Source organism: Psychrobacter sp. ANT_H3, assembly GCF_027919975.1.
GTDB classification, from domain to species: Bacteria; Pseudomonadota; Gammaproteobacteria; order Pseudomonadales; family Moraxellaceae; genus Psychrobacter; species Psychrobacter maritimus.
Genome location: NZ_JAQISM010000025.1, coordinates 79,453 through 91,512 on the forward strand (window position 1 = coordinate 79,453; position 12,060 = coordinate 91,512).

Annotated in this window: 10 protein-coding genes; 6 read left to right on the forward strand and 4 right to left on the reverse strand. The window is 42.2% G+C overall.

Features of this window, described 5'->3' with window-relative positions; genetic code table 11:
- Positions 1-120: 120 nt before the first annotated feature.
- A complete protein-coding gene (locus PG901_RS11810; protein ID WP_271134520.1) occupies positions 121-1,374 on the reverse strand; it encodes an NnrS family protein in 1,254 nt (417 codons plus the stop codon).
- Positions 1,375-1,767: 393 nt separating this feature from the next.
- On the opposite strand from PG901_RS11810, the gene PG901_RS11815 reads away from it, so the two are divergent.
- Positions 1,768-1,998, forward strand: a complete 231-nt coding sequence (locus tag PG901_RS11815) for a hypothetical protein (protein WP_201565831.1) — start codon at positions 1,768-1,770, stop codon at positions 1,996-1,998.
- Between the two features lie 141 nt (positions 1,999-2,139).
- Here PG901_RS11815 and PG901_RS11820 read toward each other — a convergent pair whose 3' ends face one another.
- Positions 2,140-3,630 (reverse strand): aldehyde dehydrogenase family protein, encoded by a 1,491-nt coding sequence (locus PG901_RS11820; RefSeq protein WP_271134521.1) that lies wholly within the window; start codon positions 3,628-3,630, stop codon positions 2,140-2,142.
- Between the two features lie 414 nt (positions 3,631-4,044).
- Between PG901_RS11820 and PG901_RS11825 the strand changes: the two genes are divergently transcribed.
- The 5 genes from PG901_RS11825 to PG901_RS11845 all read left to right on the forward strand — a co-directional run bounded on the left by PG901_RS11825 (position 4,045) and on the right by PG901_RS11845 (position 9,106).
- Entirely contained in the window at positions 4,045-4,647 is a 603-nt protein-coding gene (locus tag PG901_RS11825; protein WP_271134522.1) for a TetR/AcrR family transcriptional regulator, read from the forward strand.
- 423 nt (positions 4,648-5,070) lie between these two features.
- Positions 5,071-6,300, forward strand: coding sequence for an iron-containing alcohol dehydrogenase (locus PG901_RS11830; protein ID WP_201565825.1), 1,230 nt, complete (start codon positions 5,071-5,073; stop codon positions 6,298-6,300).
- A gap of 139 nt (positions 6,301-6,439) precedes the next feature.
- On the forward strand, positions 6,440-7,501 hold the full coding sequence (locus PG901_RS11835; protein WP_271134523.1) for an NADP-dependent oxidoreductase: 1,062 nt from the start codon (positions 6,440-6,442) through the stop codon (positions 7,499-7,501).
- Between the two features lie 262 nt (positions 7,502-7,763).
- Positions 7,764-8,441, forward strand: coding sequence for a type 1 glutamine amidotransferase domain-containing protein (locus PG901_RS11840; RefSeq protein WP_201565821.1), 678 nt, complete (start codon positions 7,764-7,766; stop codon positions 8,439-8,441).
- 29 nt (positions 8,442-8,470) lie between these two features.
- Entirely contained in the window at positions 8,471-9,106 is a 636-nt protein-coding gene (locus PG901_RS11845; RefSeq protein WP_271134524.1) for a glutathione S-transferase family protein, read from the forward strand.
- 92 nt (positions 9,107-9,198) lie between these two features.
- Here the strand turns inward: PG901_RS11845 and PG901_RS11850 are convergent, their stop codons facing one another.
- Complete coding sequence (locus tag PG901_RS11850; protein WP_271134525.1) at positions 9,199-10,530, reverse strand: D-arabinono-1,4-lactone oxidase; 1,332 nt, start codon at positions 10,528-10,530, stop codon at positions 9,199-9,201.
- Positions 10,518-11,774: an alanine racemase gene (locus PG901_RS11855; RefSeq protein WP_271134526.1), complete on the reverse strand. Its 1,257-nt coding sequence runs from the start codon at positions 11,772-11,774 to the stop codon at positions 10,518-10,520. The genes PG901_RS11850 and PG901_RS11855 overlap by 13 nt, the downstream gene beginning before the upstream one ends.
- Positions 11,775-12,060: the final 286 nt, after the last annotated feature.

Consider the following 12,060-nt stretch of genomic DNA (forward strand, 5'->3'; position numbering starts at 1 on the left):
TTGAAATAATGCTATGTTTTAAGTCGCTTTAGCTTTTAAACTATTTAACTTTTAAAGCTGTTTAGCGTTTAAATGACTTAAATTTTAAATCAATTGCATTTTAACCGTTTCAACACCTTATTAGCCAAATAAACCATCTGGTCGCGGGCGTGCCAGTATCGGCAAATAACTGATACAAAACAAGGCAAAACAAGCTATCCAAGCGCTTTGTGCCAGCATTATCCATAATAAGTAATGACTCATATCGATTAATGGCAAAAATACCCGACTGACAAACGCCACTGCCATAAGCGCGAACATCGCATTGACGATTTTGGGTGGCTGATGAATACTGCGCCCCGTATGACCGAGCGATACCCGCGCCATCATCGCCACCGTCATCATGCCAATACCGGAAATCGATAATCCATGTACCGCAATGCTGTGGTTATAGCCTAACCATGGCTGCAGTGCGTACAATACAAAGCTCACACACATCCCTAAAAAGGCGATATATAATGACCATAGTAACGGTTTTTGCCAAATGCCGCGATGATACCAGCCAACTAAGCGTACAATGTTGACCACCGCCACCCCAAGTGCACTGATGGTCAGCAAGTATTTATTGGGATAAAACATATCAGTGATAAAAAAAGCAAAGAAGAACAATAAGCTTGCGATATCCTGCGCTTTATTATTACGTACCGTCACTGCTTCGGTTTCACCTTGAGCATTTGGCACACTTAGACCACGCTCAATAAAGAACGGCACCACGCGGCGACCGATGGTCAATACCAAGCCGATAATCAAATAAAAACCTAAATAAACACCAACTTTGGTCAGATTCATATTGGCGCTGATAATGCCCCAATAGCACAAAGCATTGCCCACTGTTAATAATGCAAGCTTGGCTAAAATCCCCATTTGCTTATATTGCTTAACTTGCAATACTGCACGGAAAATCACAAAAGCCATCGAGCCGATGAACAATAAATCAAATACCGCCGCCGCATATAGTAACGCCGCGCTGCTACCAGCAATCGTGATGCCTAAGCCAAATCCTACCCAACCCAAACGCGCCAGCAACCAACAGACAAAAATACCGAGCAGCTTGTAGCCATGCGGCATCATAACGCCCGTCCAAGTCTTAACTGCGGTCAATAAAAATCCCGCCACAATGGCCAGCGCATAACCATAAATCATTTCATGACCATGCCAATACAGCGGATTCAACGTTTGCGCATCGATATCTGTATGGCCGGTAAACACAAATGCCCACAACGCCATGGTTATAATGGCAAATAGTGTCCCTGCGCTAAAAAATATCCGAAAGCTCAAGTTGAGTATGGGATGCGGCGAGCTTGGTGGCTTGCTAGGTAGATTAATTGATTGCATAGCAGACTTCTTATAATAAAAGTTAGAAGGTATGTCTTAAAGATTCATTTTATATGAATGTTAATTATAATGCCACCTAAACTATATGACTGCTATGATTCATTCAAGTAGTGACTTATTAAAGCAGTTATCATATACAGCTATAATTGATATAAAGCGCTAGAATGGATAGTGTTATTTTAGCCCAATATGTATTTAATAACTGATATTAGATAACTTATACTCGATAACAGATGTTCGATAAGTGATATTCGATAACTTACCTTCTATAATTTACAGCCGCATAAAACTCTAAAGTCACACATAGCTTGATATTTGCCCTCACCATTACCATCATAGGTAATGAGCACAGTTAATTTGACTGCGTAAATGGTTCACTTTTAGGAGATTGTCATGACTGAAGCGCATGCACCGATTGAAAAACGTAAAATCGTTAATAGGTTTTTGACCCTACTGACCAAAGAACAGCCGCAAATGTATTATGCAACGACATCTGAGATCTCTCGTAGCATCCATACAATGATAAAAGAACATACCAACCGTCTGACAGTAGAAGAGCAAGCATTGGTTCGGCATATGACTATCGAAGAGATTGAAGCATTACTAGGCTTTCATTCTAAATAACATTAGAACTATAAAACTTTAGAATCATTGCGTATCAATAAAAAAAAGACCACCATTCAGGCGGTCTTTTTTTATATCGAAATATTTATCTAACTACATCTAAGTACGTTTATCCATAATGCGTTGATTAGAATGCACTGATTAAAACGGATATTGACGCGGTTCGTTTTGCATTGATATCCAATGCGTTCTGGTAAATTCTTCCAGTATCCACTCACCATTAAAGCGACCAATACCTGAGTTTTTCTCACCGCCAAATGGCATGTTGCTCTCATCATTGACTGAGATATCATTAATATGGGTCATGCCCGCTCTGATACCGCGAGCAAAGCGCAGACCTTTTTGCATATCTGCTGTAAATACCGCACTCGATAGACCATACATGGAGTCATTGGCTATCGATAACGCATCCTCTTCATCTTTGGCACGAATAATCCCGACCAATGGTCCGAACACCTCATTACGTGACAAATCCATCTCACGAGTGACTTCAGTAAAGATATGCGGCGGTACTACCTGACCTTTTATCTCACCACTCAAAATCATTTTGGCACCTTCTTGCTGTGCTTTAGCGATTTTTTCTTTCAACGATTTGACTTGTTTTTCATTAATGATCGGACCGACTGCCGTATCTTGCTTGTTCGGATCACCGACGTTTAAGGTTTTAACGTGAGCTAAGAAGCGCTCTACGAAGTCATCATAAATCTCGTCTTCAACGATAATACGGTTGATAGCGAGACATATTTGACCTTGATGCAGGAACTTACCAAAGGCGGCGGCTTTTACCGCTTGCTCAATATCGGCGTCTTTTAATACCACAAATGGGCTATTACCGCCGAGCTCAAGCGCAACTTGCTTGATGTAGTCGCCACCATTGGCCAGCTCGCCAATATGTTTGCCGACTGAAGTTGAACCGGTAAATGAGACAAAGCTTGGAATATCATGAGTGACGATGGCGTCCCCTATCTCACTACCCGCACCAACGACGACGTTAAGCAGTCCTTTTGGCAAACCCGCTTCTTCGAATACTTTTGCTAACAATAAACCACCGGTAATCGGTGTGTCACTTGCAGGCTTAAGCACGACGGCGTTACCAAGGGCTAACGCAGGCGCGATAGAACGCTGGGTAAGATGTAGCGGAAAGTTCCATGGGCTAATAACGGCTACCACACCGATTGGCTCACGGTAGACGAAGTTTTCTTTACCGGGGGTGTTTGAGGCACGAATCTCACCATGGACACGATTAGGGAAACTGGCCGCTTCAAGGGTAATCGCACGCGCACTACCGAACTCTACCATTGCTTTGATACGCGTACTGCCCGACTCTTTGATGAGCCAATCGACAATTTCGTCTTGACGCTCATCTAAGACATTGACGACCTTATACATTAAACTGGCACGCTCAGCTGGCGTCTTTTGTGCCCATTGTTTTTGTACCGCATTTGCTGCCTGATAGGCTTCATCAAGCTGTTCTTTCGTCGCCTGTTTAATCTCGACCAGCGTGTCACCATTATATGGGTTGACATCAGTATTGACGCTATCGTCTTTACCCTGTTGCCATGAGCCTGCAATATATTGCAAATGAAAATCGCTATATGCGCTCTGCTGAGTATTCTTAGTATCGGTTGACATAATAATCCTTATTTATTTTATGTTTGTTATTTAAAACGTTTGGTTCATTAAAACGCTTAGTTAATTAAAGCATCGAGCTGCTACATTTGGAATAGGGACACTGCAAAACAGTTATGTGCAATGGTTATGTTGGGAAATGATGGTTTTATGAAACGATAGTGTAAAATAGCCATTCGCCATTAACCATCGATAACAAACGTAACTTGCTAGACGACTGGTCTAATGCTAACATAGTCAGCATAAAAACAAGAATCATTTATCACTAAGTATTGTTGAAAAAACGTAACACTCAAAATTATTATTTTTCTTTCGATTAAAAAAGTACCTTTGAAGCCCTGCTTTATCTGACTTAATTTAACGACATCACCATTTAATGACATAACCACATAAAGATCTAAGGAGAACATCCTCTTCATGTCCGCTATTACAACCACTGCTCCATTAGATACCAGAGCGCATCTGTTAGCCATCGGCTATCAACTCATTGCGCAAAAAGGTTTTACCGCAGTCGGTATCAAACAAATACTTGATACTGCTGGTGTGCCAAAAGGCTCCTTTTATCATTACTTTGCATCAAAAGAAGCCTTTGGTGAAGCCATCATCGAGCACTATTTTGACAACTATAAAAATCGCCTCGAGGCGATTACTGCTGAAAAAATCAGTGCACAACAAAAGATTTATAACTATTTTCAAAACTGGTATGACACCCAGCAAAAGGGCTGTGACCATGAGAAATGCTTGGTAGTAAAACTCAGTGCAGAAGTGGCTGATATCTCAGAAACCATGCGTAAGGCTCTGTATGCTGGTTATCAACAAACCATCAACTGGATTGCTGTGCAAATAAAAGCAGGTTGGGCAGATGGTTCTATACCTCACCCTGACAATATCGCCGCCGAAAGTATGGCCAAGCGTTGGTACTTTGCTTGGTTGGGTGCCAGCTTAGTCGCTAAGATCAGTCAAACCGATACGCCATTAGCAGAAGTTTGGCTGATGACCACCTCGCAGCTTGGTCGCTAAACGCTGTGTAAATAAAATTAATGCTAATAAATTCAATACCCTAAAACCGATTTCAATAAACTTGATATCGCGACTATCTAGGTTGTTAATGCTGAGCTAGTAGCTACCTTATTAGCTACTCCCTTAACCATAGCAACCTAGCCATTAATACCTTCTCGTTAATACCCAACTGTTAGTACTAACGTATAACGTTGATTGAGGGCTTTCAATCGCCAATAAGCAATTATCAATAAAATACTAAGAACTTTCAGTTATACGATAGTTTTGTAAAATTAATAAAAAAATAACTAGACGACCGGTCTAATTCATGTACAATGCGCACAGATGGCAATAATCGCTATGACGCATATCCGATATAAAAGACGTCATTCATTAGCACTTACATCACAACTTATCTCTTTATCATTAGAAACTAGGAATATTATGAATAACTTTCAATATTACAATCCCGTCCGTATCGTCTTTGGCGAAGGTCAAATCAAACAACTATCGGAGCTAGTGCCAACAGAGGCGCGCGTGTTAATCACTTATGGTGGCGGTTCAGCGCAGCGTACTGGTACGTTAGATGAAGTAAAGAATGCGCTAGCAGCAAATGGCAAACGTGAAGTATTTGAGTTTGGTGGTATTGAAGCTAACCCAGAATTCACCACCTTGCTAAAAGCCGCTGATATGGTGAATGAGCATAATATTGATTTCTTACTAGCGGTTGGTGGCGGTTCAGTCATCGATGGCAGTAAATTTGTCGCGCTTATCTCTTCATTAACTGAAGATGGTAGCACCGATGGTACGGTTTCTCGTGAAAAAGCATGGGATGCGCTGACCAGTTATTGCAAAAATATCGATTCAGCGATTGATTTGGGCGCGGTTCTGACCATTCCAGCGACAGGTTCTGAGATGAACTCAGGCGGCGTGATTAATTACAGCGAACGTCAAGCAAAACTACCATTTGGTAACCCACTTGCCTTCCCTAAATTCTCAATTTTAGACCCTGCTAAAACCTTGACCTTACCTGAGCGCCAAGTAATGAACGGTGTTGCGGATGCTTTTGTCCATGTGATGGAGCAGTACCTCACCTATCCAGTCAATGCGAAAGTTCAAGATGCCTTTTCTGAGAGCTTGCTTAAAATTCTGATTGAAGAAGGCGCCGCGGTCAAAGCAGATCCAGAAAATTTAGAAACGCGTAAAAACATCATGTGGACAGCAACCATGGCGTTGAATGGTCTGATTGGTACTGGTGTGCCGCAAGATTGGACGACGCATATGATTGGTCATGAACTGACCTCACTGCATGCGATTGACCATGCCCGTACGCTAACGATTGTATTGCCATCAGTGTTGCGTGAGCTTAAAGACAGCAAAAAAGACAAACTGCTTCAGTATGCGCGTAACGTTTGGGGTATCAATAATAACGATACCGGTACACAACTAGACGATGACACCATCATCGAAACTGCTATTGTTCATACTGAGAACTTCTTCCGCGAGCTTGGATTGCCAGTTAGCTTAGAAGATGCAGAATTAACCGAGTCAGCCATTGACCCTATCATCAAGCAACTTGAAGCACATAACATGGTGAAACTGGGTGAACATGGCAAAAATGACTTAGCTGTATCACGCCGCATTTTAGAACGCGCCGTTACCAGTAAAGCTTAATCGTCAAAAAACTTATAATTTTTTATTGTCACAACAATCGGTAGCCATTCACTTTGGCGTGGCTACTGACTTTAAAATCTTAAAACTTTAAAACGAAAATGAATAACTACAACCAATAACTAGAATAAGGAGCTTTAACATGAGCTTTGATAATAATTTTAATACCCAACAAAACCAAAAACAAAACCGTCAAATCAAACTTGCTAGCCGTCCCAATGGCGCGCCAACCAGTGATAATTTCGAGCTAACTACTAGCGACATCCCTACTCCTAACGACAAGCAAATGCTACTGCGTACCGTATATATGTCACTTGACCCGTATATGCGCGGGCGTATGAGTGCTTCTAAAAGCTATGCTGACCCATTAGAAGTCGGCGATGTCATGCTAGGCGGCACGGTTGCACAAGTTGTCGAGTCTAATATCGATAAATTTGCTGTTGGGGATTTGGTCGTATCAAATTCAGGTTGGCAGGATTATAGCGTCAGTGATGGCGAAGGCGTGCTAAAACTTGATAAAAATATGTCCAATCCTTCTTATGGTCTTGGTGTTCTCGGTATGCCAGGTTTCACCGGTTATATGGGTTTAACCGATATCGGTAAACCAAAAAAAGGCGAAACCTTAGTCGTGGCAGCAGCAACAGGCCCTGTTGGCGCAACGGTTGGACAAGTCGGTAATCATTTAGGCTTACGTACGGTCGGTGTCGCAGGCGGTGCGGAAAAATGCGACTATGCGGTCGAAGAGTTGGGCTTTGATGTTTGTATCGATCATAAAGCCGACGACTTTGCCGAGCAGCTTAAAAACGCTTGCCCAGATGGTATCGATATCTATTATGAAAACGTCGGTGGCAAGGTATTCGATGGCGTATTACCGCTATTAAATGCCCATGCACGTATTCCAGTGTGCGGCTTGGTTTCACAATATAACGCCACCGAGCTTCCTGACGGCAAAGACCGCCTAGGTATGTTGATGGGTCATATTCTCAGTCAGCGCCTGACCATCAAAGGCTTTATCATCTTTGAAGAATACGGCGACCATTTCCCAGAATTCTTAAAAACCATGGGCGAATGGGTTGAATCAGGTAAAGTTAAAACTAAAGAGCATATCGTGGATGGCTTAGCACAAGCACCACAAGCTTTCTTTGATATGCTAGAGGGTAAAAACTTCGGTAAAACCGTGGTTAAAGTTGCTGACGTTCAGTAGTTCATATCAAGCGACTTATATAAAGGTATAAAGTAGCCAGTTTTAAATAACTTTCAGATAACCACTTAACAACATAATACGTTAAGACAGCTACTGAAAATAATGCTTAAAACATTAATACTGTTAGCAGCCAGTTTTTAGCAAAGTAGCTTTATCATGGTCTTTGCATAGCTTTAGCAAAGCTGGCTGCGACATATCTGAACTTGGTATTAAATTAGCATTAAAACCTAGCAAACAATACAAATAATAAATAAGGACAATTATGAATATTTTAATGGTACTAACCTCACACGATAAATTGGGTGATACAGGCAAAAAAACCGGCTTTTGGCTAGAAGAATTTGCCGCCCCTTACTATGCTTTCTTGGATGCTGGCGTCAATGTTACTCTAGCTTCTCCTGCTGGCGGTCAACCACCTCTTGACCCTAGTAGTGATACACCAGATGCACAAACCAAAGATACCAAACGTTTTAAAGAAGACAGTGAAGCTCAAGAGCGTCTTGCCAATACCAAAAAGCTTGCTGAAGTAAAAGCTGAAGACTTTGACTCCGTCTTTTATCCAGGTGGTCATGGTCCATTATGGGACTTGGCAGTTGATAAAAACTCTATCGAGTTAATTGAAACCTTTGTTAAGCAAGACAAGCCTGTTGCCTTTGTTTGCCACTCTCCTGCCGCGCTTAAAAACGTCAAAATCGATGGCGAGTATTTGGTCAAAGGTAAAAAGGTCACTGGCTTTACCAATACTGAAGAAGAAGGTGTTGGCCTGACTGACGTTGTACCTTTCTTATTGGAAGACGTGTTAAAAGCCAATGGCGGTCACTACGAAAAAGGCGCGGATTGGGAATCGTATGTCGTTGAAGACGGTCTATTAATTACCGGTCAAAACCCAGCGTCATCAGAAGAAGCCGCTAAACGTTTACTTGCTAAGCTGCAAGCATAATATAAAAACATCGTAAAAAGGCTAATATCATGATTCGCTTACATCATCTTAATCAATCGCGCTCACTGCGTACGCTATGGCTATTAGAAGAATTGGGGCAACCTTATGAGCTGATTAGCCATCAGCGTGATACCAAAACGCATCTAGCACCAGACAGTCTAAAAGCAATCCACCCCCTCGGTAAGTCTCCGGTTATTGAGATGCATGGCGAGCTTTATGCCGAATCAGGGGCGATTATCGAGATGTTGATTGAGCGTTTTGCCCCCGAGCGCCTGCGCCCTGCTACCGATAGTGCAGAGTATGGTCATTATTTGCAGTGGATTCACTTTGCTGAAAGCTCGCTTATGTTACCGCTACTGCTTGAGCTGTTTACCACTAAGGCAGGCGTTGGCGATAATGAATTCTTGGCGGGTTATATCAGCGCAGAAAAGCACAAAGTACTGAGCTACTTAAATGATGAAGTCAAAGACAAAGCATTTATCATCGGCAACAAATTAAGCGGTGCTGACTTTATGCTGGCATTTGACTTAATCATGCTCGCGCATCGTGGGGCGTTACAAGACTATATGCATATCAAGCAATATGCGCTACAACTGGCGAGTATAGATAGCTATCAGCGTGCGATGCGTTTGGAAGCCAATTACGATGACTCTATAAAGCGTTAAGCCAAATAATTTTTATTGTTTAATATAAAAAAACAGCTCTTTAAGAGCTGTTTTTTTATGCCTGATTGAAACTTGAGTTATTTATGAATACTTTAAATACAAAATTTTTGCTCAAGCCAGCTATTCATAAAGACATTATCAGGGTCAAACTCTCGGCGAATCTCTAAAAAGCGATTGAGCTTTGGATACAGATTTTGTAGCTCCACATGGTTCAATTTATTTACTTTACCCCAATGCGGTCGACCCTGCCATTTTTTCATATAATCATATAGCCATTTAAATAACGGCTCACAGTCCATGCCTTTATAGACATGGAATGACAATACCGCGCAATCCTCTCCCTGCGTTGGACTGAGCATACCGGTCTCACCTTTATGCGTGCGCACTTCGATGGGAAAGTGCGAGCCTTTATTGTCTTTTAATAAAATATGATTGACCTCCGAGATACATTCATCAAAATCAGATAGCTTAATAAAGTACTCAGACTCATTGAACTTGACGCCGCGCGGTGTCGGAAACACCTCATAGCTATAACCTTCACGCTTGGTATTAGGGATAGAGTTTGCGGAGATTTCACTCACCTTTTGGGTCAGCGACGGCTTCATACGAGCCAGCTCACACAGCACATAAAAAGCGCCGTTAAGGGTAACAACGCTATCAAAATGGTCTTTAAGCTTTTGTGTGCCCGTCATGGCTTTGGGCGCTATCACCGACAGCGTCTTTTGCTGAATTTTATTGGTACCGGGAAATAAAAACCATTCTAGATGACGATGGCTATGCGCCGTTTCATGAAAGCGCGCCAATCCTTCTTCAAAACCTAACACCTCATTGGCTTCTTTAAGCCCGTATAGGTCGACTACTCTAAGGGTTAATTTGGTAAAAATACCAAGCATACCAAGGCTTGCATGCAAGGCATTACCCAACTCATCGGTTTTCGGATCGCCGCGATGATGGGTATGTACTTCTCCTTTACCATCGACCCATTCCCACGTCACCACTTGATTTGCAATGGAGCCTAAAGTAATTCCTGTGCCATGGGTCGCCGTACTAGCAGCACCAGCGATAGTTTGCGCTTGCACATCGCCCATATTTTCTAACGCCAAACCATGTTCTTTAAGGGCGGCGCCAATTTCATATAAATAGGTGCCAGCATGTAAAGTAGCAAGCTTTGCGTCTTTATCCACCGAGATAAGACCGCGCATATTATGCAAACTGACGGCAATTTCTTCAGGTTTCGCGCAACCACTAAACGAATGCGCCGCGCCCGTGACTCTAACGCGCTTTTTATTTGCCCGGGCGTTTTTAACGATATCTTGTAGCTCTGCAACCGATGAGGGAGTAAGTTTTTGCTCAGGGGTAGCACGTTCATAACCGACCCAATTTTGCCATTCATTGCTTCCTTGCCACAGTCTTAATGAAAACATTTGCCCTCTCCTCGGTAGGTTGTCATTATTTGGTTTTTGGTTTTTGTATTTATTATTGGACGCGTTCCTTCGCTTCTTGCAAAACCATCTGTTGTAGATTGAGCAGACTGTCGATAACAAATAAGCTCATTAAAATGTTCACACAGCTCGCCTGCCTTTGCATGGCGGCACCAAACCACATCACCGATACTAAGACGAGGTGCGTTGCCATTCTTTTTCGTTTTAGAGATGGCCATCGGCGTTTGTACTTCACCAAAGCCTTCATCGTTTAATAAGGATAAATATTCTGGATAATGTATCACTGGCGCTTTGTCCGCGCCTGTCGCACCTGAGGCAATAAAGCCGCCGCTATGACAAGTAATCACACCTTTTTCAGGTTGACGCGTCAAGGGCAGCACAAATCCAGCGGCTGGCTGAAACTCATGCATGCTATCCATATAATCGAAATAAGCCGGTTTATAATACGCAGAACCCACGGTTATCTCGCTCACTTCAGGCTGACTTGAAGTAAAATCCATACTACCGCTACCGCCACCGTTGACGAGCTTCAAGGTATAACCTTGTTTATTGAGATATTCAACGATGGAGCGGCGACGTTTACTAACTTGTTTTTGTGAGCGGCTTTTTAATAAGCGGATGGCTGGCGACAATAAGGCTTTACCCGGTAAATGCTCAGGCAAACCAGCGATTTGTGCCTCATAACCCATTGCCGCACTGACATTAATATGGCTGCATTTTTTGATATGCTTTAAGAGTCTTTTAACGTCTTTTATGCTCATTAAGGCTGAGCGCTTGGTACCAAAATAGAGCTTTGGCAGCGGCATCGACATATTGATATCGAGACAAACATCAATAACAACATCATGAATTTTGCCGACTTCATTAAGTACATCAACATGCTCAGGGCGATCAACCATCCAAATCATGGTCGCGCCCTGTTTGGTATAGTCAAACGTTGCCGCGACGCTCGCCATATCTAAGGTTGGATAAGCGCAAAGGATATTATCAAAGCCATTTTCTAACAAATACAGTGACTCATCGGCAGCATAGGACATCAGACCGATAAAGTGAGGAGAATTGTCTTTGATATAGCGCAGAACATCGATAGAGCGAATAGATTTGGTCGCCAAGCGTAGTTGAACAGACTTAGTTTTTTGGTTGACCAGTGTTATATTATGATCGAGCGCGTCCATATCAAGCCACGCACTCGGAGCTTTCGGCGGAATAATGTGGGCAAAATCCATTTTACTTTCCTTGTAACGACCATTAAATACGACCTTGTATTTCTTATAATACTGTTATTATGCCTCTAAAAAAGAGGATGTATCAGCATCATAGTTTGTACCCAGAGCTTAGCTCAGTCAAGCGCCATATTTATAAAAAATCGACATTTGTTACTTGTAAAATTAAGTTTAGCTAAGAAGATCTTCGAGCAAAAACTCTAAATAAAAGTGGAATTATTTATATCTTTAAACATAAAAATAACTATGACGCTCTCACCTTTTTAAACTAAAAAAGTACAATCACTAA

Bases quoted from the DNA above. Each gene is read 5' to 3' on its own strand.
- PG901_RS11825 (WP_271134522.1), top strand. From the start codon at position 4,045: ATGTCCGCTATTACAACCACTGCTCCATTAGATACCAGAGCGCATCTG.
- PG901_RS11855 (WP_271134526.1), bottom strand. From the start codon at position 11,774: ATGGATTTTGCCCACATTATTCCGCCGAAAGCTCCGAGTGCGTGGCTT.
- PG901_RS11815 (WP_201565831.1), top strand. From the start codon at position 1,768: ATGACTGAAGCGCATGCACCGATTGAAAAACGTAAAATCGTTAATAGG.
- PG901_RS11845 (WP_271134524.1), top strand. From the start codon at position 8,471: ATGATTCGCTTACATCATCTTAATCAATCGCGCTCACTGCGTACGCTA.
- PG901_RS11830 (WP_201565825.1), top strand. From the start codon at position 5,071: ATGAATAACTTTCAATATTACAATCCCGTCCGTATCGTCTTTGGCGAA.
- PG901_RS11850 (WP_271134525.1), bottom strand. From the start codon at position 10,530: ATGTTTTCATTAAGACTGTGGCAAGGAAGCAATGAATGGCAAAATTGG.
- PG901_RS11820 (WP_271134521.1), bottom strand. From the start codon at position 3,630: ATGTCAACCGATACTAAGAATACTCAGCAGAGCGCATATAGCGATTTT.
- PG901_RS11835 (WP_271134523.1), top strand. From the start codon at position 6,440: ATGAGCTTTGATAATAATTTTAATACCCAACAAAACCAAAAACAAAAC.
- PG901_RS11810 (WP_271134520.1), bottom strand. From the start codon at position 1,374: ATGCAATCAATTAATCTACCTAGCAAGCCACCAAGCTCGCCGCATCCC.
- PG901_RS11840 (WP_201565821.1), top strand. From the start codon at position 7,764: ATGAATATTTTAATGGTACTAACCTCACACGATAAATTGGGTGATACA.